20 protein-coding genes are annotated in these 22,305 nt (G+C 41.8%); 11 read left to right on the plus strand and 9 right to left on the minus strand.

The window, feature by feature from the left end; all coding sequences use genetic code 11:
- The first annotated feature begins 267 nt into the window (after positions 1 to 267).
- Together CDG76_RS21360 and CDG76_RS21365 are read left to right on the plus strand one after the other, a co-directional pair.
- Positions 268 to 696 (plus strand): hypothetical protein, encoded by a 429-nt coding sequence (locus tag CDG76_RS21360; RefSeq protein ID WP_094350930.1) that lies wholly within the window; start codon positions 268 to 270, stop codon positions 694 to 696.
- 186 nt (positions 697 to 882) lie between these two features.
- Complete coding sequence (locus tag CDG76_RS21365; RefSeq protein WP_223265316.1) at positions 883 to 3,207, plus strand: tetratricopeptide repeat protein; 2,325 nt, start codon at positions 883 to 885, stop codon at positions 3,205 to 3,207.
- Between the two features lie 196 nt (positions 3,208 to 3,403).
- Here CDG76_RS21365 and CDG76_RS37505 read toward each other — a convergent pair whose 3' ends face one another.
- The 7 genes from CDG76_RS37505 to CDG76_RS21400 form a co-directional block, all read right to left on the minus strand.
- A complete protein-coding gene (locus CDG76_RS37505; protein WP_223265317.1) occupies positions 3,404 to 3,661 on the minus strand; it encodes a hypothetical protein in 258 nt (85 codons plus the stop codon).
- Between the two features lie 254 nt (positions 3,662 to 3,915).
- Positions 3,916 to 5,409: a catalase gene (locus CDG76_RS21375; protein ID WP_094350931.1), complete on the minus strand. Its 1,494-nt coding sequence runs from the start codon at positions 5,407 to 5,409 to the stop codon at positions 3,916 to 3,918.
- Between the two features lie 203 nt (positions 5,410 to 5,612).
- Positions 5,613 to 6,986 (minus strand): alkaline phosphatase family protein, encoded by a 1,374-nt coding sequence (locus CDG76_RS21380; protein WP_094350932.1) that lies wholly within the window; start codon positions 6,984 to 6,986, stop codon positions 5,613 to 5,615.
- Positions 6,987 to 7,097: 111 nt separating this feature from the next.
- Complete coding sequence (eboE, locus tag CDG76_RS21385) at positions 7,098 to 8,324, minus strand: metabolite traffic protein EboE (protein WP_094350933.1); 1,227 nt, start codon at positions 8,322 to 8,324, stop codon at positions 7,098 to 7,100.
- A gap of 147 nt (positions 8,325 to 8,471) precedes the next feature.
- Positions 8,472 to 9,404, minus strand: a complete 933-nt coding sequence (gene eboC, locus CDG76_RS21390; RefSeq protein ID WP_317616131.1) for a UbiA-like protein EboC — start codon at positions 9,402 to 9,404, stop codon at positions 8,472 to 8,474.
- A 92-nt stretch (positions 9,405 to 9,496) separates the two neighbouring features.
- The gene (locus tag CDG76_RS21395) at positions 9,497 to 10,405 is read right to left on the minus strand and encodes a TatD family hydrolase (protein WP_094350934.1); all 909 of its coding nucleotides are present in this window, start codon (positions 10,403 to 10,405) and stop codon (positions 9,497 to 9,499) included.
- Between the two features lie 159 nt (positions 10,406 to 10,564).
- The gene (locus tag CDG76_RS21400) at positions 10,565 to 11,446 is read right to left on the minus strand and encodes an EboA family metabolite traffic protein (protein ID WP_094350935.1); all 882 of its coding nucleotides are present in this window, start codon (positions 11,444 to 11,446) and stop codon (positions 10,565 to 10,567) included.
- 475 nt (positions 11,447 to 11,921) lie between these two features.
- Here CDG76_RS21400 and CDG76_RS21405 point away from each other — a divergent pair, with 475 nt between their 5' ends.
- The 4 genes from CDG76_RS21405 to CDG76_RS21420 all read left to right on the plus strand — a co-directional run bounded on the left by CDG76_RS21405 (position 11,922) and on the right by CDG76_RS21420 (position 14,914).
- Positions 11,922 to 13,124 (plus strand): 3-dehydroquinate synthase, encoded by a 1,203-nt coding sequence (locus CDG76_RS21405; protein WP_094351085.1) that lies wholly within the window; start codon positions 11,922 to 11,924, stop codon positions 13,122 to 13,124.
- A gap of 96 nt (positions 13,125 to 13,220) precedes the next feature.
- Positions 13,221 to 14,141 carry a hypothetical protein gene (locus CDG76_RS21410; RefSeq protein ID WP_094350936.1) on the plus strand — a complete coding sequence of 307 codons (921 nt, stop codon included), beginning with the start codon at positions 13,221 to 13,223 and terminating at the stop codon, positions 14,139 to 14,141.
- A gap of 267 nt (positions 14,142 to 14,408) precedes the next feature.
- Positions 14,409 to 14,666 carry a type II toxin-antitoxin system Phd/YefM family antitoxin gene (locus tag CDG76_RS21415; RefSeq protein ID WP_223265318.1) on the plus strand — a complete coding sequence of 86 codons (258 nt, stop codon included), beginning with the start codon at positions 14,409 to 14,411 and terminating at the stop codon, positions 14,664 to 14,666.
- A complete protein-coding gene (locus CDG76_RS21420) occupies positions 14,663 to 14,914 on the plus strand; it encodes a hypothetical protein (RefSeq protein ID WP_223265333.1) in 252 nt (83 codons plus the stop codon). The genes CDG76_RS21415 and CDG76_RS21420 overlap by 4 nt, the downstream gene beginning before the upstream one ends.
- Before the next feature lie 59 nt (positions 14,915 to 14,973).
- Here the strand turns inward: CDG76_RS21420 and CDG76_RS21425 are convergent, their stop codons facing one another.
- Positions 14,974 to 15,672, minus strand: a complete 699-nt coding sequence (locus CDG76_RS21425; RefSeq protein ID WP_094350938.1) for a YdcF family protein — start codon at positions 15,670 to 15,672, stop codon at positions 14,974 to 14,976.
- Between the two features lie 312 nt (positions 15,673 to 15,984).
- Here CDG76_RS21425 and ctpB point away from each other — a divergent pair, with 312 nt between their 5' ends.
- The 4 genes from ctpB (at position 15,985) to CDG76_RS39175 (ending at position 19,754) form a co-directional block, all read left to right on the plus strand.
- On the plus strand, positions 15,985 to 17,325 hold the full coding sequence (gene ctpB / locus CDG76_RS21430) for a carboxyl-terminal processing protease CtpB (protein ID WP_094350939.1): 1,341 nt from the start codon (positions 15,985 to 15,987) through the stop codon (positions 17,323 to 17,325).
- A gap of 148 nt (positions 17,326 to 17,473) precedes the next feature.
- On the plus strand, positions 17,474 to 18,442 hold the full coding sequence (locus tag CDG76_RS21435; RefSeq protein WP_094350940.1) for a glycosyltransferase: 969 nt from the start codon (positions 17,474 to 17,476) through the stop codon (positions 18,440 to 18,442).
- Positions 18,443 to 18,728: 286 nt separating this feature from the next.
- Positions 18,729 to 19,424, plus strand: a complete 696-nt coding sequence (locus tag CDG76_RS21440; RefSeq protein ID WP_094350941.1) for a response regulator transcription factor — start codon at positions 18,729 to 18,731, stop codon at positions 19,422 to 19,424.
- Between the two features lie 198 nt (positions 19,425 to 19,622).
- The gene (locus CDG76_RS39175) at positions 19,623 to 19,754 is read left to right on the plus strand and encodes a hypothetical protein (RefSeq protein ID WP_262984350.1); all 132 of its coding nucleotides are present in this window, start codon (positions 19,623 to 19,625) and stop codon (positions 19,752 to 19,754) included.
- 527 nt (positions 19,755 to 20,281) lie between these two features.
- Here CDG76_RS39175 and CDG76_RS21445 read toward each other — a convergent pair.
- Positions 20,282 to 20,566, minus strand: coding sequence for an Npun_R1517 family heterocyst differentiation transcriptional regulator (locus tag CDG76_RS21445; RefSeq protein WP_094350942.1), 285 nt, complete (start codon positions 20,564 to 20,566; stop codon positions 20,282 to 20,284).
- 866 nt (positions 20,567 to 21,432) lie between these two features.
- Here CDG76_RS21445 and CDG76_RS21450 point away from each other — a divergent pair.
- A complete protein-coding gene (locus CDG76_RS21450; RefSeq protein WP_094350943.1) occupies positions 21,433 to 21,792 on the plus strand; it encodes an NAD(P)H-quinone oxidoreductase subunit M in 360 nt (119 codons plus the stop codon).
- The last annotated feature ends 513 nt before the right edge of the window (positions 21,793 to 22,305 follow it).

The raw sequence follows: 22,305 nt of genomic DNA on the forward strand, positions 1-22,305 counted from the left end.
TCCCAGCCTCCCTCTCCGAAACGGAAAGGGAGGAGCAAGGAAAAATTCAGCTTTTTGCTCCCCTCTCCGTGTCGGAGAGGGGCTGGGGGAGAGGTCAAATAAAACTTGTCGAACTCACGTTAACTGATATTGTTAGGGAAATATGATTTAGAGTTGCTAAATATCAAAGCTCTTGATAAGCTGAAACACCAATATATATAAGCCTTCTGGCGGTTTTTCTCTCTTCACATCCCCGAAGATGCCGACGCGATATAGGAGTGTTTTTTAGTGAACGCAGCTGAACAGGCAACGAACCTTGAACTCGCCAGCAACATTGCCACGGTAGTTAATTTGTTCAAATTCGAGTTTCCTGATGCCAAATCCGATCTCAAACCCTGGAAAAATGACCCGGAAACTAGGGAGTTAGTCGATCCCGATTCTATAGATATTGGCTTTCACTTTCCTGGTATTAGCAAATCTTGGCGAAGTCGCAGTATTTTAATTCAAATCCGATTTTATCAAGATCCCATCAATAATTCCCGGCGTGCGATCGGCGTGGAGGTAGCTGGATTCGATCATCGCGGTGAGGCGTGGCGACTTTCTACGGTAGAAAACTGGAATGTTGTCGGCACATCTTCGCCTTCTGGTGAAATCGAGGATAAGCTCAAACAAATTTGCCGACAGATTTTAGAAATTTTCAATAAACAAAGTGAATAAGGTACTTCCAAATAAAAAATATCCCAAAACAGACACAAAACCCCTCTCATTTCTCCTCTCTCTGTGTTCTCTGCGGCTCTGTGGTTCGTTTATTTAGATAATTAGAAGTCCCTAAAATCAACTTGTGTCAGAGAAAGTAGTGAGGAATAATACAGAGGATTGCGATCGCTAGCCAGCCTTATCACAATGACTACTGTAATATTTGTACATGGCACAGGCATTAGAGAACGAGAATATAACGAAACCTTTCAGATAATTGAGCAAAAAATTCACGCCCAACGTCCTGATATCAAAGTTTCTCCCTGCCTTTGGGGTGTATTAGGTGCAAAGTTCAATGAGAATCGGGCATCAGTACCCTTGGAGAATGCGACACTGGCTTTATCTCAAGGAGAAGAAGACGCAGATATTGTATTGTGGGGGCAATTATACCGAGATTGTCTGTATGAATTACGGCTGTTGTCTTTGAAACCGATTGAGTCAGGAAATCCCTTTGGGGAAGAACCAGGGGATGTTTTACAATCTCGTGTAGCGAGTCTCACTCCGACATTGGAACTGCAAGCTAAGTTGCAAGAGGCGGGAATTGCAGAGGTATTTGAGCCAGCACGAGAGGCGGTTATCCACAGTGAACCGTATGAACGGGCATTGCTCACAGTTTCCGAATCTGATTTGAGTGAATATTATGCACCAATAGCTAGAGCAGTTGTGGCTCAAGCAATGTTTATTAGCGAACTGCAAGAAAAATTTCCCCCCATACTCACCGATGCCCAATTGCGGGATGAAGTTGTGGAATTGCTGACTCTGGCTTTGGGAGAGGCGGAGTTAGGATTGGGTAGCTGGTTGTTAAAGCCACTTGTTGAATTAGCACAGCACTATTGTCAAGCAATGGTAGCAATAGCGCGGAACATCCCTCAGAAACCCGCACTCAGAGAGATTGCTGAAGCAACCCTTGCTATTCCTCACCTTGCAGAAGTTGCCACAGTTGATCAAGATTGGATCAGCAATGAAGATTTAATTTCGGCTGTTGTTGGCTTAGGTAGATTTTACGAACGACAAGGGACTGACGAGCAAGTTTTACTTTGGTATGAACAAAGTCTATCAGCTGCTAGAGAACGTTTCGGGGATGAACACCCGAATGTGGCAACTTGCCTGAACAATTTGGCATTACTTTACCTTTCTCAGGGAAGGTATAGCCAAGCTAAACCCCTTTTCATCCAAGCATTGGCACTCAGGTGCAAGCTGCTAGGAGCAGAACATCCATCTGTCGCTACTAGTCTCAACAACCTAGCGAATCTCTACAACTCTCAAGGCAGATACAGCCAAGCCGAACCCTTTTACATCCAAGCATTGGCACTCAGGCGTCAACTGCTGGGAGAAGAACATCCATCTGTCGCCTCTAGCCTCAACAACCTAGCGAATCTCTACAACTCTCAAGGCAGATACAGCCAAGCCGAACCCTTTTACATCCAAGCATTGGCACTCAGGCGTCAACTGCTGGGAGAAGAACATCCATCTGTCGCCTCTAGCCTCAACAACCTAGCGAATCTCTACAACTCTCAAGGCAGATACAGCCAAGCCGAACCCTTTTACATCCAAGCATTGGCACTCAGGCGTCAACTGCTGGGAGAAGAACATCCATCTGTCGCCTCTAGCCTCAACAACCTAGCGTTACTCTACTACTCCCAAGGCAGATACAACCAAGCCGAATCCCTTTACATCCAAGCATTGGCACTTTTGCGTCAACTGCTAGGAGCAGAACATCCATCTGTTGCTACTAGTCTCAACAACCTAGCGAATCTCTACAACTCTCAAGGCAGATACAGCCAAGCCGAACCCTTTTACATCCAAGCATTGGCACTTTTGCGTCAACTGCTGGGAGAAGAACATCCATCTGTCGCCTCTAGCCTCAACAACCTAGCGAATCTCTACTACTCCCAAGGCAGATACAGCCAAGCCGAACCCCTTTACATCCAGGCATTGGCACTCATGCGTCAACTGCTGGGAGAAGAACATCCATCTGTCGCCTCTAACCTCAACAACCTAGCGAATCTCTACTACTCCCAAGGCAGATACAGCCAAGCCGAACCCCTTTACATCCAAGCATTGGCACTCATGCGTCAACTGCTGGGAGAAGAACATCCATCTGTCGCCTCTAACCTCAACAACCTAGCGTCACTCTACAACTCCCGAGGCAGATATAGCGAAGCCGAACCCCTTTACATTCAAGCATTGGCACTCAGGCGTCAACTGCTGGGGGATGAACACCCGGATGTGGCAACTAGCCTGAACAATTTGGCAGAACTCTATCGTTCACAGGCAATGTACAACGATGCCGAACCTTTCTACATCCAAGCTTTGGCGATTGCTGAACAAAGGTTAGGGGCAAATCATCCCAATACAATAACCTTTCGTGAAAATCTAGAATACTTGCGCCAGAATCGTCAGCCTTTATTCAGGCAGAATCGTCAGCCTTTATTCAGGAGAAGGGTTGCTTTTGTCTCTCGTTCGTTTTAGCAATTTAGGTAATCTACACCGTCTACATTATCCGTCTGGGATTTAAATTTTAGTCTCATAAGTAGGCAATATAATTAATTACACAATGTCATTGCAAATGCAGTGAAGCGAAATAATGCGATCGCAACGCCTAAGACTACTTCTCTACGATATGCTTTGCGAAGGGTGCGATCGCACTAACTGTAAATATTTTTGTTTATCTACTTAATGAGCCTTTGAACTCCATTAAAGAGTCTTTTAGCTCCATTAATGAGTCTTTTAGCTCCATTAATGAGTCTTTTAGCTCCATTAATGAGTCTCTGAACTCCATTAAAGAGTCTTTTAGCTCCATTAAAGAGGCTTTGAACTCCATTAATGAGTCTTTTAGCTCCATTAAAGAGTCTTTGAACTCCATTAATGAGTCTTTTAGCTCCATTAATGAGTCTTTTAGCTCCATTAATGAGTCTGTTTTCATTGATCAAATCCCCGACTTCTTCAAGAAATCGGGGATCTAAATCTAGCTTAAGTACGTAGCTTACCATCTGATGTTTCGGTGCGTTAGCCTACGGTATAACACACCCTACTGGCGTGTCAAGGCTAAAATGTTGCAATAAATTTTCTTGTGGGGCGGGCATCTTGCCCGCCAATTAGGACGGGCTAGAAGCCCATCCCACAAGAGTTTGCTAATGCACAAATTTAGTCTTGACACGCCACTACGAAACTATGAGGCTACCAGTTACCTACAGGTTGAGCAGTAGCACCCAGCATTGAGGGATCGATTGAAATGCCCAATCCTTCAGCTACACGACGACCATAAGAAATATCTGCCCGGAAGAAGTGGCAAAGTTGACGCATTTGGATGTCTTCCCTTGCTTGAGAGAGACTGCCGACGATATTATGAGCCAGACGCTCCTGCTGCTCAGGAGTTAGTAACCGATACAGATTACCTGCTTGCGTATAATCGTCGTTTCCTTCACGATGACTGTAACGATCGACTGTGACATCGCCTAAATGACTAGGTGGTTCTGCATAAGCTGGATTTTCTTTGGGCGTACCTTCAGCACTATTCGGTTCATAGTTAGGAACGCTACCGCCGTTGTTCCCCGGAGCCATAAAGCCATCTCGCTGATAATGCATCACTGGACATTTGGGCTGGTTAACAGGTAGTTGCTGATAGTTACCACCCAAGCGATACCGTTGAGCATCTGGGTAAGAAAAGATGCGAGCTTGCAGCATTTTGTCTGGAGAAAAACTAACGCCAGGAACCACTGCACTAGGGCTAAAAGCAGCTTGCTCTACTTCGGCGAAATAATTCTCAGGGTTACGATTTAGCTCTAATATCCCGACTTCAATTAAAGGATATTCCCCTTGTTTCCAAACTTTGGTCAAGTCAAAAGGATTATCAGGATGTTTTGCCGCTTGCTCCTCGGTCATCACCTGAATACACATCCGCCATTTGGGATAGTCACCTTGAGCGATCGCTTCAAACAGATCGTGAGTTGCATGATCGGGATCTTCGCCCTTAATCTTAGCGGATTCTTCCTCTGTCAAGGTTTGATGCCCTTGCAGATTCTTAAAGTGAAATTTACACCAAACGCGATCGCCCTCGGTATTAATTAAACTGAAGGTGTGGCTACCAAAACCGTCCATGTGTCGATGGGTTTTGGGAATTCCCCGATCTGAAAAGAGGATCGTTACTTGGTGAAGCGATTCTGGACTGAGTGACCAAAAATCCCACTTTGCATTCTGATCTTTGCAATTGGTTTGGGGATTACGCTTTTGGGTATGGATAAAATCAGGAAACTTCAAAGGGTCGCGGATGAAGAAAATAGGGGTATTGTTACCTACAAGATCCCAGTTACCCTCCTCAGTATAAAACTTGAGGGAAAAACCTCTAGGGTCGCGCTCGGCATCTGCTGAACCTTTTTCTCCTCCGACTGTAGAAAAACGCAAGAGAAGTTCCGTTTTCTTGCCAATTTCAGAAAAAAGTTTGGCTTTACTGTAGCGGGTAATGTCATTGGTAATAGTCAAAGTGCCGTGAGCAGCAGCACCTTTAGCGTGGACAACTCTTTCAGGAATACGTTCTCTGTTGAAATGAGCCAGCTTTTCTAAGAGATGAAAATCTTGTATTAATACAGGGCCACGCGCTCCAGCTGTAAGTGAGTTCTGGTTATCGCTAACTGGAATACCGTCAGCAGTTGTCAAGTTTTGGGGTTCAGTCATGGTTAAAGAAGCTCTCCATGTAAGTTACTCAGATTGCCCACAGTACATTTTAGTCAGTAGATAGATACCTACAGATAGAACAATCTAATTCATAGTCATAACGAGTTTACATAAAAATCATACTCGATATGATTATGAATTACAAGGAATTTTTTTGTATTTTACTAAGATGTAGAGACGATATATCTTCTCTATACTGCCTTTCAGGTATTTAAATGTTTGAGAATCAACGAGCAAACATCTGTCGCCTCAATTTGATCTTCATTAACTAGGTGAGTCTGATGGGTGATAAATAGAGGCCCTTCATCAACAGAAGTGGTAACGTTACCGTGAGAACCACGCACCAGGGAAGCATCCAGAGGAATCACATCCATAAGATAGCGAAAACCCAGTTGTTTCTTAAGTAACTTGAGAGCAATTTTTCCTTGAGGAAATTTTATTTGCGGATCGAGGAAAAGTTCTACAGGATCGTAACCAGGTTTGCGGTGGATATCTACAGTTCTAGCAAAATCAGGCGCTTTCGCATCATCGAGCCAATAATAATAGGTAAACCAAGCGTCAGATTGAGCGATCGCTACCAACTCTCCCGATCTAGGATGATCGAGATGGTAGGCTTGTTTACCCTCTTCATCCAACACTTGCGCCACGCCTTCAGTCGCTTCTAAAAGCGATCGCACTTTGGGGATGTACGCCGGATCGTTCACATATACATGAGCAATTTGATGATCGGCAACGGCAAAGGCAATGCTAGCACCAAAATCGAGCAGTTCTCGCCCTAATTCTTCTCGCACAGCTATTAAACCGTTTTCTCGTAGTACGCGGTTCAAATCTACCGCTTTAGAAACTGGTGTAATACCATACTCAGAAAGAATAATTACCTGAGTATTACGTGCTTGATAATATTCAATTAAATCGCCACAAACAGCATCAATTTCTCGCAAATCTGCTTGAATCTCTGTTTGATTGTTACCAAATTTTTGCAGACAGTAATCTAAATGTGGTAGATAAACTAGTGATAATGTCGGGCTGTAGCGTTCCTCAATCCATTTAGCAGAATTGGCGATCCATTGGCTAGAACTAATGGTAGTTTTTGGCCCCCAGAAATCGAACAGAGGGAAATTTCCTAAATCAGATTGAATTTGCGATCGCACATCACTAGGATGGGTATAAATATCAGGTAATTTTCTCCCATCTGCGGGATACATTGGGCGCGGCGTAATAGCATAATCTGCTGTCGAGTACATGTTGTACCACCAAAAAAGGTTGGCACAAGTGAAGTTTGGATCGATTGATTTAGCTATTTCCCAAACTTTGGGAGCCTGTACTAGTTTATTAGATTGTCGCCAAAACTTCACTTCACATTCATCGCGGAAGTACCAACCATTAGCGACAATTCCATGTTCATTAGGCAATTTTCCTGTTAAATAAGTAGCTTGAACAGAACAAGTCACAGCAGGTAGTACTTTTTCTATAGAAGCTACCTGCCCCTTCGCAGCCCAAGAAGATAAAAACGGCGTATTTTCTCCTAATAAGCTGGGCGTTAACCCCACGACATTTAGAACAACTGTTTTCTGCATAAACTTAATCCTCTCTTATACCAATTTGAAAAAATTAACTAGAAATGCACCATAATGCATCTCTACAGATTTAAACTCAAAAATCCAGTTCAAATCTTAATTAATTACGAATTACGAATTACGAATTATTTTTAATACCCACTCATATTCACGCTGAATAGAAGTCAGCATATCTATCTTCATTTCTGACGGCAATACATCCCAAGTGTAAGTTTCAATTTCTAAATGTGAACAAGCATTATTTGTCTGAAGTAGCTGTAAAACAGTAGCAATGTCATCTTGCGTAGATTGCAAAATTTGATAATCATGAATAAAAATTGGCACATGGAAGTGAGTGCGCCATTCTTCAGCTAGAGATTGCTCTAAATGTGGTAATGCAGTTATTAAATCAGGATAGTGATGGAGTGTACCATCGCTACGACGTTCTATTACCTGGTGAAGATAGGTAGATTCTGCAAAAGGACGTAAGCGTTCAACTATCAAACTACGCTTCTCAACCTCAGCAGGTATTTTTACTTTAATTGCAGCGCTGATTTGAATTTTGCCAATCTTAATTCCTGCCGATTGCAAACGTGTAAATACAGATTCTGGTTCCTCATATTCAACCGAAAAATGGCAGGTGTCATAGCAAACCCGAACGTGTTCTAGCAATTTCATTTCTGCTAAATTCTGCTCAATGTTTAATTTTTGTGATAAATAATTCCCACCAATGGGTAATAACCAATTCTGATAGAAATCAATTACTTCTGAGGTATTTTCAATTAATCCATCAGGTTCAGGTTCTAAATCGATATGAAGTATCTTTCCTGTTTCTTCACGGATACGAATCATTTCTACAACAACAGATGCGATGTTCAAACAACTCTTTTTCAGAACAGTCTCGAAAGTTGTTTGGTCTTTTACCCACCAAGGTTTATAGGATAATGGTAGTGTAGAAATTCCGCCATCAAGCCCTTGGGGTAATAGACTCGCTAAAATGTGTGCCAAGTTTAATGTATAATTAGCTCGTTCTTGTGTAGACCAATCTGGTGCATAAACTTGGTCTTTTACCACCTGTCGATGAAATCCGCCATAAGGGAATCCGTTTAAGGTGAAAACATATAAATCTTGTTGAATGAGCCAAGCTTGGAATTGAGCCAAGTTATTACTTTCTAAAAGTTCTTTTGCAGCAACATCTGCTAACCTCAAGCCAATACCAAAAGGTTCTGTTGGCGATAAACGTGACTTGAGTTCGGGAATGTACTTCTCTAAATTAGCGAAAACCTCTAGCCAACTTTCACCAGGATGAATATTGCTGCAATAAGTTAAGTGAAAATTATTGTTTTTTGTAATTTTCATTTTCTAGCTCTATCCTTTGTATATGTAATCTGTTTTCTTTGGCTTAAACTATTTCACAAAATACTTGCTACATATTCATGGGTAGGGGCGCATAGATGTGCGCCCCTACAGCCGATTAATGGTATTACTGGATGTACACATTCAAATTTAAGTAACAGCAAATACTTTTGCTAACTTCATCGAAATGGGTAACAAGATTAGAACTAATAAACCGTAATACAAACCAGCAAAACCAGATGCAACGGTTGCATCTAAGACTATTAGAGATAAAACACCTATTTTCACAGCATTGCGGATATTTTCGGCTATCGGTTCTCGTGCCGCTTTGATAAAGTTAGGCAAGATTCTAATAGCTAATAAAATAGCGAATGGTAGGGCTGCGATCGCTCTATACTCTTCTAATAATCCTAAAGCTAAAACTGCTGTCAAAACTATTGCAATTAGCAGTAGTGCGAGTACTCCCGTAATCTTCTTACCTCCGTGAACTTCACCTTGGCTAATTGCGGTGATAGCAGCAATATAAACAACAGGAATCAGTGCTAAATACCAACGCTCTCCGATTATTTCGGGTACAGCACTTACACCTAATAATAAGTTACTGCCACGGCACAAACCCATATTTAAAGGGCCGAAAAAAGGATGATGTTTGGCGAGTGAGTTATAGAGGAGGCATGAAAGAGTAATAAATGTTGCGATCGCAGCACTCAACAACGATACTTGAAAAGCAGCTACAATCCCGATTGCAAACAGTATACTCCCCAATAAAGTAGCATTTTGACGAGATACGCGACCACTGGGAATTGCTCTATTTGGTCGCTCTTTTGCATCTAATTCGGCATCAAAAACATCATTAAAAACTATACCGCCGCCATATAAACCAGTTGTAGCTAATAACAACCAAGCTAATGGAATTAGTATGGAAAAACTTGCTTCTCCATTCATTAATTGAACAAAAATAATCCCAGAACCAGAAGCAGCAAAACCTAGAAGAATATCCGCCCAAGCAGTAACAATATTAGCAGGACGCATCAATTCCAGATAACCCCGCCAGCTTTGAAAATTTAAGCTTGCAACATTCACTTATCTGCCTCCCTGCCTAGTAATTTTTCAAAATAAATTGCATATTAAGATGGAAATCTCTCTTGCAATGCCCAATCCCCCCTTCCCATTTTCTACTCAATCAACACAAAATCTGAAGCTGATTTGATTCCTGGTTCTTGTCCCCTTAGCACAGAATTACCACTGAATAACTGACGTTGATCGATAGATTGAGGATTGAGCCAGTCTGAAGCTTTCATTTGCCCCGTTTGACTGTAAGCAGCTAGGGCATTTTCATAACAAACTGCTCGCACATGTTCTTCAGGAATACCCCTATCTAACATCAACTGAGCCGTTTTTGGAACTGCCAAAGGATCGCTAATGCCCCAATCAGCACTACTATCTACAATGATGCGATCGCATCCATATTTGCGGACAACTTCTACCATCCTGGCGTTACCCATCTTCGTCTGTGGGTAAATCGTAAAAGCCGCCCAAAAACCCCGTCCTAATACTTCTTCAACAGTTTCTTCGTTGTTGTGATCGATAACTACTTGTGAGGGATCTAAACCATATTCAATACAGCGATCCATACTCCGACTAGCACCTGCCTTTTTATTGCGATGAGGAGTATGAATTAGTACCAGCGTATCAAGTTCTTTGGCTAATTCTAACTGTTGACAAAAGTACTTATCTTCTGCTTCCGTCATATCGTCATAACCAATTTCACCAATAGCAACAACTCCTTCTTTACACGCATAAAGTGGTAGCAGTTCCATAACTTCAGCTGCTAGCGCTTCATTGTTAGCTTCTTTCGGATTTAGGCCGATTGTGCAGTAGTGTTGGATGCCAAACTGACTAGCACGAAACCGTTCCCAGCCCACAAGACTACTGAAGTAGTCTTTAAATGAGCCAGCGTTAGTTCGGGGTTGTCCTAACCAAAAGGCTGGTTCAATAACGGCGACAATTCCATATTCCCGCATTACTAAGTAATCGTAAGTAGTACGGGAACACATGTGAATGTGAGGATCGATAAACATCATGGTTTTAATAATTGGGCATTGGGAAAGAGGAGGCAGGAGGCAGGAGGCAGGAGGCAGGAGGCAGGAGGCAGGAGGCAGGAGGCAGAAGTACTTTAATTTTGAATTGATTTCTCCCTCATCCCCACTCCCTACTCCCTTTTATTTGTAAACAAAGAGGCGTTAGCGTGGCTCGCCGCAGGCATCGCGGCTAAAACTGCTCCAAGTCAGATTACCTTGTTGAATGGATGACTGTAAATCTGGGTAATGAGAAAGTAATGCTTGCGCTTGGGGTAAAGGAGACTCAGCACAAGCTAAGGCTGCTGCTTCTTGCTCGTGTACATCCCCATTAGCTAGTACTTTTTCCAAATCTGTGATGATGGCGCTATCGGCAAACCGTCCTACAGGCCGCCAAAGTTCTGGCGTAACTGAACGTTTAGCTGCCCAGCGTTCATGGGCATAGTCTGCCAACATCCTCGCCAATTCTGGGTTAGCACGCCGATCTAGACCCCAAATTAGATGCAACGGACTGCCGACAAACACAGCTTTCAGTACCATCTGATTCCAAGCAGCATTATCTAAGTAATTCGCTGGATAAGGGTTACGTAGTGCTATAGCTTGGAATACATTACTCATATTGCTGCGGATTCCCTCAGCAGTACGGTGGCGATGTAACTCTGGATGTGGTAAAAGCGGCAAACTTTGATAAAGGACAACTAACTCCCCCATATCGGCAGTGGAGAAGACTCGATCGAGAGTTTGTACATAGCCCTCAGCATCATCGTGGGGCAAAGCTAGAAGCAAAAGTGTGCGACCTGCTTGATCTACACTCCAATTACCAGGATACCAGCCGGGAATCAGATCCTCTGCTGCTTCCAAGTCTTGGAATGTTAGCTGTAAATCCTGTTTACCTAGATAACGCGGCACAGCACTAAAAGCCGTAAAAAACACTCGTTCAGCGGCGCCGTTAGCGATCTGTGCCTGCTTTTGTTCCAACCAGGTAAAAGCTTTCTCTGAAAGAGACTTTAACAACCAGTGATGCAGTAATTTGTTTACTTTACTCATGATAAATTCAGCATAAGTTGCCCAACTTCTTTGTGACAACCAAGTATAAAATATAGCACTAAACTTGATTTTTTGGGTTTGAAGCAGTTAGATAATATACTACTAGAATTATAACTTCACTGAATCTATAAAAATATCCTGACTTTAAAGAAGATACTGTAAAGATACCATTTTGATTAGATAAATCCTAAAATTATCTTACGGAAAAAAATTAGAATTTTATGTAATAATGATCTCCATTACTAACCTCACATATCAAGCATAGGCATTAATATAAATTGTAAATTCATGTTAATTTGAACTTTATCTGTTAGACAAAAATACTTCAAAACTATGATTGGTTTATTAAATAGATTTGGCTAGTAATTTATTTCAAAATTGAATTAGATAACGGATCTGTTTTGTCTATACTGCTGTTAAGTTTAATTGCAATAGTGTATATATTTATATGTACTTAGAAAGTAATAATATTCAAATGGCTATTCAACAAAAAAGCGCTCTTAATCTACAACCAATTAACCAATGTGTCCGTGTTACCTTCAATTATGATGTTCACTTCACTAGAGGTCTGTTTCAGTTAGATAATCCTTTACTTGCACAAGCGATCGCCGCAGATGGAGAGACAACTCCAAAACAAGTACTAGCAGTGGTAGATGGAGGATTTTTACAGTATCAAGATGGATTGCTAAAAAAATTATCAGCCTATGCCCAATGTTATGAAGATGTACTAACACTGAGCGGTGAGCCGATAGTAGTTCCGGGTGGAGAAGCAGTCAAAAACGATTCTAGATTTATAGAACAAATTCATCAGCGGATCAATGCAGCTGGATTATGCCGTCACTCCTACGTCTTAGCAATTGGAGGTGGAGCCGTCCTAGACATGGCAGGATATGCAGCAACAACGGCTCACCGAGGAATTCGGTTGCTACGAGTACCGACAACAGTATTAGGACAAAATGATTCGGGTGTAGGAGTAAAGAACGGAATCAATGCCTTCGGTAAGAAAAACTTTTTGGGTACATTCATGCCACCTTATGCTGTCTTGAATGACTTTGATTTTCTGACTAGCCTCGACGATCGAGATTGGCGATCGGGTATTGCAGAAGCGGTAAAAGTAGCGCTGATTAAAGATGCAGATTTCTTCGATTTCATTATGACTAATGCCGATAAATTGGCTAATCGAGATATGGACATAATGGAAAGACTGATCTATCGTTGTTCTCAGTTGCACTTAGAGCATATTGCTGGTAGCGGCGATCCCTTTGAAATGGGTTCATCACGTCCTTTAGACTTTGGACACTGGGCTGCTCACAAACTAGAGCATTTAACTAATTACAGCCTACGTCATGGTGAAGCTGTAGCGATCGGCATCGCTTTAGATACAACCTATTCATATTTAACAGGGCAACTCTTGCAATCAGAGTGGCAAAGGGTTCTAACTACACTCAAAAAATTAGGCTTTACTTTGTACGTATCGGCATTGACAGAGCAATTAGATCAACTAGATCATCCGCATTGTCTGTTTAGGGGGCTTACCGAATTCCGCGAACATTTGGGAGGAAAATTGACAATTACCCTTCTCCAAGGAATCGGAGAGGGAATAGAAGTTAACCAGGCGGATTTATCTTTGTATAGAGATGCTATTTTGATGCTGCAAGATTGGGAACTTTTGCATTGATTCTCCATTGGGTGCAATTAGCAGAAGCGATGTCTAGAAACAAGCCATTACACTAAAATGTGCTTGTTAATGCACAAATTTACACCTGGATGATTTATGCACCCAGAAACGCAAGACCTTATTAGTCGGTTTAGAAATTATACAGAAAATCGTCAGCCGTTTGTCTGGAATACAGAGAATAGGGGAGGACTGAATTGCTGGAATTTATTATTGTCGGAAGGCTTTGTTCAAACTACTGATTTCGATCAAGCGATCGCAACATGGAAAGGGATAGCACGTCGGGGGATGCCAACAGACCCAAAAGAGTATCCTGGATACAAGTACGCTTCTTCTCGGCGTGAGCGTAAAGATGATTCCTGGAGTCCTTATTTGCAATCACAGCAAAACCAGTACTACAACGCTCTAGCTTATTTTCTCAAAAGCAGCTTACAAAACCTTAGAGCCTACAGTCTTCGCAGCATTAATCGGAGCCTTAACGTTTCTTGGGCACAAGAATTTAAGATTTTTATCATCGTTGGTCAAACTTCCGATTTAGAGTGGATCTGCCTTGCACCTACGGTTCCCGATCAGGTTTGGAATCGATACACGAACTCTTTCCATCCAGAACTTGCTTCATTAACTGCCTGTCAATCGACGAAGCCAGTCGCACGAGACATACATGAAAAAATTAGTAAGGTGCTTATAAAGTTAAAGCCGATAGAGTGTTACGGGTATTACGATTACGTCATCTACAACCACCAAATTTTTTGCACAATCTCCTCTGACGAAGCGATCGCAATCGAACTTGCCTTAAAAGCAGGAAAGATGTTTGATGACGATCCTTACTATTTCAAAGTTAAGTATGATGGAGATTCATCGGAAAAACCTGTTACCCAATTCATGCGTAACAATTTCCAACAAATTCAACGATATATGTTTTGCTTTTGGGATGTTGGATATGGGTACAAGTTTGGTCTTACTCAACATGGAGATTGGGTTGGCTTGAAGTATTTGAGTTACATGGACTACAACCCTTGATAGCAGCCTAATAACCAAATTCAGTATAGCTCGATATGAAGTCTGCTAAGTGTCCCATTTCATGCAGAATGATCGCTAAATTATTTTTATAAAAGTGAGATTTTATTAAACTACGCCTAATTGCGATTCTTTTATTCTGCAAAAATATAGCTGAATTTTTACGGCGATCGCTACTTCGTGGTTCGGAATTGCAAAATACTTTTTAGTTCTTCTTCTTCGTTGAGAACGTGGTAAGTTTCTCAACTTTTATACTAAATTAAAGTTATTGTGAGCCAAAAAAGTATGATGTCTTCGCTTCCCGTCAACGACGCTCAAAATAATTTGCAAGAGATCATCGACCAAGTTGCACAGGGTAAACCTATGATCATTCGAGGCGATCGCGGTAATGCAATTCTGCTTGCGGAAAAAGATTGGTCTGCAATTCAGGAGACTCTTTACTTATTATCTGTCCCTGGAATGCGAGAATCTATAAAAGAAGGACTAGCAACCCCGATCCAAGAATGTGATGGGGAGTTGGATTGGTGAGTCAGCAAGCTTCTGAGGAGCCACTTGCAAACCCCGAAGGAGCGAGTTGGAGGTTGATTTACACAAAACAAGCGCAAAAAGACGCGAAGAAATTAGCTTCTAGTAACTTAAAGGAAAAGACCGAGGAATTACTTGCAGTCTTTAAAGAAAATCCTTTTCAAAATCCTCCACCTTATGAAAAGCTGGTTGGTGAATTATCAGGATGTTTATTCTCGCAGGATAAATATACAGCATCGCTTGGTATATGAGGTCATCGAATCCGAGCAAGTAGTCAAGATAATTCATATGTGGACGCATTATGAGTAAGTTATCTCCTCAGCCCCCCTTGGTGTTCGCAATGAAAACCTCGATGCTCCCAGGCTTGCATATCTACATCAGTAAGTTTTGTCACATTTGAGCATTGCGGTTGAATAATTTGACTTAAAATCGCCCAAAATAAGCTGCGTGTTACATCTAATCCAGTTTTAGTCCAAGATTCCTGATTACCAGGAATACCCAATTCTTGAACAATTTCTGGCTCTACCCAAATACCATGAGCGCCCAAAAGAATCTGTGCCATCCATTTAGCTCTGGGTAAATGACTGGGCGAAGTAATCAACATGACTTTATGCACTCCCCAACGGCGCAGAATTGGAATACTATAATAAAAATTTTCAAAGGTAGAATTCGCGCAGTTTTCTAACCAAACGTTTTTTACCTCTGCTAATTCCGCCTGAAAAATTAACCGTATACACGGATCTGGGGAACCATGAGAAATTAAAATTGGGGTTTGCGGGTATTGTTTTGCCAGTTGGGCAACATAAGTTTCTCGACGAATACTGCCACCCAGCACAAAGAAGGCATCTATTGGCTGCGAAGAAGCAAAAAGTAAGGTTATAGTAGTGAAAATCAGCCAAACACCCAGGACAACATAGAATCCACCACTGAGTTTTTGTAACAATTGCCACAGATTAACAGATTTTTTTTTAATAGAAATTAATGATTTGATGGTAAATTTGCGTTTCATGACTTAAGTAAGAAAAACTGATTTTATTGCTGTATAACAGTACTGCAATTCAGCGATCAAAGTGCTATCTTATAAAAGTAATCTAGAATGCAAAGATGACGCTAATTAAAGTGTCACATACTCAGTATAGCCTTCCGGAGTCGACTAACAAACTGAGAAATGATTGTTAATAACTAATGCGGCATTTTTGGCATCATTTAAGGATAAAAATGATGAAGGAGCATAGTTGATTCTGGGGTATAAAAACTTAAAAATTTCTGGAAAGCCTGATTGCTAAACTGTCAACAACACAATTATTCCAGCTAAGTATACATGAACCAATCTGCGAAAAGTTACTCACCGCTCCAAGTAGCCTTGATTGGTGGAGCGATCGCCACAACTGCTACCATATCCGTGTTCGGCCCCGCTTGGACTCGTGGTGTCCGTGCTGCTCTAGCCCTCCAAGACAGCCCAAAAGTGATAGTTGACCAAGTTTGGCAACTGGTAAATCATGAATATGTTGATGGTAAATTTAATCAACAAGATTGGCAAGCAACCAGGCAAAGCCTGTTGAGCAAAGACTACTCTTCTAAGGAAGAAGCATACACTGCCATCCGCGAAGCTTTACAAAAGTTGGGAGATCCTTACACTCGGTTCATGGACCCCCAACAATTTGAAGCTCTGACTAGCCAAACATCAGGGGAAGTCTCTGGTATTGGTGTTCGGATGGAAGTGAACGAAAAAACTCAGCGCCTCACTGTTGTCGAAGCCATAGAAAATTCTCCGGCGCTGAAAGCTGGGATCAAAGCAGGCGATGAAATTTTGGCAATTGACGGCAAATCTACTCTCAAAATGAAAGTGGATGATGCCTCAAAGCTAATCCGTGGTAAAGCGGGTAGTCCCATCAAGCTACGACTGGGACGGGCGGGCCAAAATGCCTTTGATTTGAAGCTGACAAGGGCAAGTATTGAAGTGCCAACGGTACGCTATACCCTCAAACAAGAAGGAAATCGCCGCGTTGGCTATATCCGTTTGCGAGAATTTAGCGCCCACGCCGCAGACCAAATGCAACGAGCTATCCGCGATTTGAACACTAAGAAAGTTGATTCTTATGTGTTGGATTTGCGGGGAAATCCTGGCGGTTTGTTGCAAGCGAGCATTGAAATTGCTCGGATGTGGTATAATGACGGCGGAATTGTCAAGACAGTAGACCGTGTGGGCGGCACTGAGGAAACTAAAGCTAATCGCACTGCTTTAACAAATCGTCCTTTGGCGGTCTTAGTGGATGGGAATTCAGCTAGTGCTAGCGAAATCCTCACAGGGGCACTCAAGGATAATAAGCGGGCGGTAGTCGTAGGCGGTCAAACTTTTGGCAAAGCCCTAGTGCAGTCAGTTCATGAACTGGCAGATGGTTCCGGCTTGGCTGTCACCATAGCCCATTACTACACCCCGGCGGGAACAGATATTAACCATAAAGGAATTGCCCCAGATATCAAGCTAGACCTAACAGAAGCACAAGAGCGCCAATTGGCTTCTAATCCAAATTTAATCGGAACTAAGAGCGATCCCCAATATGCTCGAGCGATCGCAATTCTATCAAATAACAACTTTGCCCAGCCGCCAGCAAATCAACCGACTCGACCCATGAGCCGCGCCGATAACCTGAAATTTTAAATTGACGCGAATGATTTGTTACCAGGTGTTTATATAGTAGTATTCCCAAATCCAAATTTTTGGAGTTATGAAAACTGCTTGATATGCCGTTCCAGGATTTTGGTTTGGGAATACTAGCTACTAATCCCATCTCCAAAATCTCAGATTTATGAATCATCAGCCAGTTGATGCAACCGCTGTCACCAGATTTTTACCAATGGTGTCGGTGGTTGTTCCTATTTATAACGGTGAGGCAGATTTACCAGAGTTAATCAATTGTCTGTTGTCTCAAACTTACCCAAAAGACCGGGTAGAATACTTGTTGGTGGACAATAACAGTAGCGATCGCACTCTCACCATCCTGAAAACATCTGCCGAAAATTGCCCAATTACAATTCGCCCCTTAAGCGAAACCCAAATTCAAAGCTCCTACGCTGCTCGTAATACTGGGATTCGCGCCGCTACGGGTGAAATTATGATTTTTACCGATGCAGATTGTCGTCCACAACCGCAATGGTTAAATACACTAATTCAGCCTTTTGTCAACCCAGAAGTGGTAATTGTTGCTGGTGAAATTTTGGCACTACTAGGCACAACTCTGCTAGAACAACACGCAGACCGTCAAGAAACTTTATCGCAAAAGCACACCCTTAACCATTCCTTTCGTCCCTATGGTCAAACAGCTAATTTGGCGATTCGGCACATTGCCTTTAAAAAAGTGGGCTTATTTCGTCCCTATCTGACTACTGGTGGTGATGCTGATATTTGTTGGCGGATTTTGGGTGAAAACATCGGGCGTTTAGAATTTGCCCCAAATGCGATCGTTCAGCACCGCCACCGCGCTACACTTCAAGAACTACAAAGTCAATGGCGGCGTTATGGACGCTCAAATCGCTATCTGCACGAACTGCACGGTGTAGATTTAATGCGAGAGATGACACCTAAAGAATACGGCTATCGTTTGGCACGTTGGTTATTGAAGGAAGTACCAAGAGATATTAAAAAGGCGTTGGTGCAGCAAGCTACCCTTGTAGATTTATTAAGTACTCCCATTGGTTTGTTCACAGCTAGGGCGCGTACTGCTGGACAAAGAGACGCCAAGCTACCAGAGAATGCCAAGATAATTGCTCGACTGTAAGTAAGAAAAAGGGCGTTGCTGACTTAGATGTATAAATCTTGGTGTAGAGACTAGCAATTCAATGTCTCTACAAAGGTTTTGAAATATAATTGTCGCCTTGGTCTCTGGCAATTTCTTCTAGTGACCATACCATAGTGTTTTTGTGGAGAAAGTTACAATTAGTGTACCTTTATATATTGGTACTTATAGACAGGGCAATATCTTCTTCATCTTCCCTTCTATCCTTTTGTTCAATGCCTGTCAACTTTCGCTAAATTGGAAAAAGGAAAACTCAAGGGAATTTTAAATGTCAGCACAATTGTTACTGGTGGATGATGAACCAGGGATACGGGAAGCCGTGAAAGACTATTTGCAAGAGAGCGGTTTCAGCGTTCAAGTCGCCAGTAACGCCCTTGAAGGTTGGGAATGGATGCAGCTGAATACACCTGACTTAGTGATTTCCGATGTGATGATGCCTCAAGTGGATGGCTATCAGTTCCTAAAGCAACTACGGGAAGACCCCCGTTTTCAAGCACTCCCAGTAGTCTTTTTAACTGCTAAAGGTATGACAGGCGATCGCATTCAAGGTTATCACGCTGGTGTTGATGCCTATCTACCCAAACCCTTCGATCCAGATGAGTTAGTGGCTATAGTCGAAAATTTGCTAGCCCGTCGCGCTGCTAAGGCTGCGAGTACGGGAGATGACTCTGAAACCCCCGATCTTGCTGAACTAGCTAATCAGATTGCCCAAATAAAGGCATTGTTAACTCAAAGAAATGCTATTTCCCAATCGCCAGCCCCTTTTAAAATTGATTTGACTCCCAGAGAACAAAGTGTTTTAAATTTGGTCGCAGAAGGGTTGATGAACAAAGAAATCGCCCGTCGCTTAGAAACCAGCGTCCGTAATGTAGAAAAATACGTCAGCCGTTTATTTAGTAAAACCGGTACCAATAGCCGTACAGAGTTAGTTCGTTTTGCTCTGGAACACGGTCTTGCTAAATAGGGCTTGGGAATTCTTGTACTGCCCTTCCCTGTGGGACGCTACGCGTAGCTTGCTTCCACGAAGTGGTACGACTACGCTCAGGAAACGCGTTCGTGTCGTAGCGTCCCGTAGAGAAGCCGTTGGCGCAGCCTCTCCAAGAGTTGTATTGGGTATGGAGAAGATGACAAGCAATACGGTTCGGTTAAGGCAAGAGACGCGATGAATCGCCGTCAAGACAAAAGACTGATTATTGTCTTGACGGCGATTTATCGCGTCTTTGTGATGATTTATCGCATCTTTAGCAATCTAGAATTTTCATCAAAAAACCTTAACCGAACCGTATTCAGATGACAAGGTAGACAAGGTGGACAAGGAAGAAGGGAGAGACTTGTCCCCTTGTCTCCCTTGCCTCTAGGTAATTGATAATAGCTAACTGGCTGCTAAACCATGACCTATTACCAGTAATAGATAAAACATAAGTATTTCAGCAAATCAGGCACTTAGCTTAAGCAAAAAGCTAAAAGAAAGGTTATTTATTTTACTTTGGTCTTTTAGATTTTCATTTGATTTGCGCCTGTTATCCGATTCCCCATCTGTAAAGACACAGGGTTTTATTATTCTGCAATGTGTTGATAAAAACTCGGTAAAATGCACCCGGCTGAATTTGCTTTCAGATTCTACCAGTACCCTTTGCTACAAAGTTTTTAATAGCGGAAACTGTTCCTGGGACTTTGTGCTGCTAAATAAGACTTTCACAAGGTAGAAATCAAAATATTTTATGAAATCTACTGACTGCTTAGTTTTTATGGCAACGGGGGTATGGGATCAACATTTGATTTGATGCCCAATTCACGTTTTTCACTACTTAAATTACACCTTTAGGTTGGAGAATTTTCCGCTACATTACGCAAGCGCATTAGCTGACGCCGCATTTGAGGCGAGGCTTTAAACTCAGACACCTCCTGGGCTTTAACGGACGCTTGGAGCGTTTCTAGAAAGTCATCAGAACCTTCGGTTAAAGCATCAAGTAGCACCTGTAAGAGTTGTTCGCGATCGCTCAATAGACTCTTTTCCTCAATCAACCGGAATTTGAGATGTATTTCACACTCATAAACACCTACTTCGAGATTATTTATCTGGCGTGGTAATGCTTTGGAGTTCATAACTATTGAGATTCCTTTACTTGGTTGTCATGAGGGTAAGGAGGTAGATGTCCAGCAAAATTCTTTATATCTCTTTTGAATCCAAAGTGCTTGAATTAAGAATTTTTCTTCATCAATCACCTTTGTATTCCATTTCACTCTCCTGTGGTGTATTTTCAAGCTAGATTTTCAGTGTCTAGATTTTGAGGTTTCTGTGCCAGATGTAGCTTATGGTAAGCCATAACTATTATTCAGTTTTTAAGATTCTACACAATAAAGTTTCTGTAAGAAGTTGTTCAACCTTTTTAAAGGTTTTTACATCAACTTTATGTGAACGTCAATAACAGTTTGACTTGTTACTCTAATTTTGGTGTTTATACGTAAGTAAAACCGCTTAAGTTTTTTGAGTTTCTTAAAGCCAGCAGTCGATGTAGCGCTATTGCGTGAAATTACTTGATGTACGTTTTTTGCAATATAAAATTCAGGATAAATTGCTCGGCATAATTATTAATGTCAAAACTTTTGTTCTCTATAAAAAAAGCACACAGAGCAAATTATTCCTGCTGAGTGCCCTACCCTACCGTCTTTTGGGATTGATTGAGTCCAAAAATCTTAGCAGTAAGTCAGATTCGTAGACTAAATGAAAATACTCTACCAATTAATTTTTACAGAAAAATAATTCGACTACTGTCAGTACTAGCAGTTAAATATATCTTCAACTCATAACAGTAGTAGCAAACTCATCAGTAAAGGTGATATTTTTACTTATGCCCATTAAATATACCCTTTTAAAACAGCATTCAAAGCTTTTAAATTGGGAGCATTCAAGCTCGGATATAAGGTCTACAATAATTTCAGTGTAATCCACGCAAATCTTACACCTTTTTATGGATAACCCGATGCTGCTCAAGTCCACAACCCGGCACATCCGCATTTTTGCAGGTGAAATTGACCGGGATGGCGATCTAGTTCCTAGTCAACAAGTCTTAACTTTAGATGTTGACCCAGATAACGAATTTAATTGGAATGAAGATGCACTGCAAAAAATTTATCGAAAATTTGATGAACTAGTAGAAGCATCTAGTGGCGCAGACCTAACGGACTATAACTTGCGCCGTGTGGGGTCAGACTTAGAGCATTATCTGCGATCGCTTCTGCAACTCGGCGAAGTCAGCTACAATCTTTCTGCCCGTGTTACTAATTACAGCATGGGAGTCCCTCAAGTTGCCATTGACGACAAACAATAAGCTAATGAGTTAGTAGCGGGCTGCCCAAACCCTTCTGTACAAAGAGTGCTGAGTTAAAAGTGTTTCGGCTTAGAGTGGAAAAATTCATAAGTCTACTTCTTAACTCAGCACTGGCTAACCCCGCCCCTGCCACTAACAGCAGTCCTCAAGAGATTCTTAGAGTCACTGCATTTATCAGGTACTTTTGCCAAAATTAATATTTGCTATTCTTAATTCTTAAATTAAAGTTAATTCTTGCTATCCTACTTATAAACTAAATAAATACCAATATTCTCTGCCTGTTAATGATGGGGTAATTTAGCAAAAACAAATCGCGCAGTTATGCTTGGGTTATGCTGTGGTGACAGGGTTGGAGTTAGTTGCTTTGGCGATGGAGAGTCACAGGGCAATAGAAGCTATGATTAGGCTGTAGGGTTGAGTTAGGAGCGTATTTTTTGGATTCGGATAAGTATTAGCACCTGCTGATATCCGCCAGCTAAAATCATCATCTAAAGTCTGGGTATGTCAAGTTTA

It is taken from the genome of Nostoc sp. 'Peltigera membranacea cyanobiont' 210A (assembly GCF_002246015.1).
Classification (GTDB): domain Bacteria; phylum Cyanobacteriota; class Cyanobacteriia; order Cyanobacteriales; family Nostocaceae; genus Nostoc.

What these genes read in the sequence shown, in the direction of transcription:
- CDG76_RS21365 (WP_223265316.1), top strand. Translation starts at nt 883, where the DNA reads ATGACTACTGTAATATTTGTACATGGCACAGGCATTAGAGAACGAGAA.
- CDG76_RS37505 (WP_223265317.1), bottom strand. Translation starts at nt 3,661, where the DNA reads ATGAAAACAGACTCATTAATGGAGCTAAAAGACTCATTAATGGAGCTA.
- CDG76_RS21375 (WP_094350931.1), bottom strand. Translation starts at nt 5,409, where the DNA reads ATGACTGAACCCCAAAACTTGACAACTGCTGACGGTATTCCAGTTAGC.
- CDG76_RS21380 (WP_094350932.1), bottom strand. Translation starts at nt 6,986, where the DNA reads ATGCAGAAAACAGTTGTTCTAAATGTCGTGGGGTTAACGCCCAGCTTA.
- eboE (WP_094350933.1), bottom strand. Translation starts at nt 8,324, where the DNA reads ATGAAAATTACAAAAAACAATAATTTTCACTTAACTTATTGCAGCAAT.
- CDG76_RS21395 (WP_094350934.1), bottom strand. Translation starts at nt 10,405, where the DNA reads ATGATGTTTATCGATCCTCACATTCACATGTGTTCCCGTACTACTTAC.
- CDG76_RS21400 (WP_094350935.1), bottom strand. Translation starts at nt 11,446, where the DNA reads ATGAGTAAAGTAAACAAATTACTGCATCACTGGTTGTTAAAGTCTCTT.
- CDG76_RS21405 (WP_094351085.1), top strand. Translation starts at nt 11,922, where the DNA reads ATGGCTATTCAACAAAAAAGCGCTCTTAATCTACAACCAATTAACCAA.
- CDG76_RS21410 (WP_094350936.1), top strand. Translation starts at nt 13,221, where the DNA reads ATGCACCCAGAAACGCAAGACCTTATTAGTCGGTTTAGAAATTATACA.
- CDG76_RS21425 (WP_094350938.1), bottom strand. Translation starts at nt 15,672, where the DNA reads ATGAAACGCAAATTTACCATCAAATCATTAATTTCTATTAAAAAAAAA.
- ctpB (WP_094350939.1), top strand. Translation starts at nt 15,985, where the DNA reads ATGAACCAATCTGCGAAAAGTTACTCACCGCTCCAAGTAGCCTTGATT.
- CDG76_RS21435 (WP_094350940.1), top strand. Translation starts at nt 17,474, where the DNA reads ATGAATCATCAGCCAGTTGATGCAACCGCTGTCACCAGATTTTTACCA.
- CDG76_RS21440 (WP_094350941.1), top strand. Translation starts at nt 18,729, where the DNA reads ATGTCAGCACAATTGTTACTGGTGGATGATGAACCAGGGATACGGGAA.
- CDG76_RS39175 (WP_262984350.1), top strand. Translation starts at nt 19,623, where the DNA reads ATGAATCGCCGTCAAGACAAAAGACTGATTATTGTCTTGACGGCGATT.
- CDG76_RS21445 (WP_094350942.1), bottom strand. Translation starts at nt 20,566, where the DNA reads ATGAACTCCAAAGCATTACCACGCCAGATAAATAATCTCGAAGTAGGT.
- CDG76_RS21450 (WP_094350943.1), top strand. Translation starts at nt 21,433, where the DNA reads ATGGATAACCCGATGCTGCTCAAGTCCACAACCCGGCACATCCGCATT.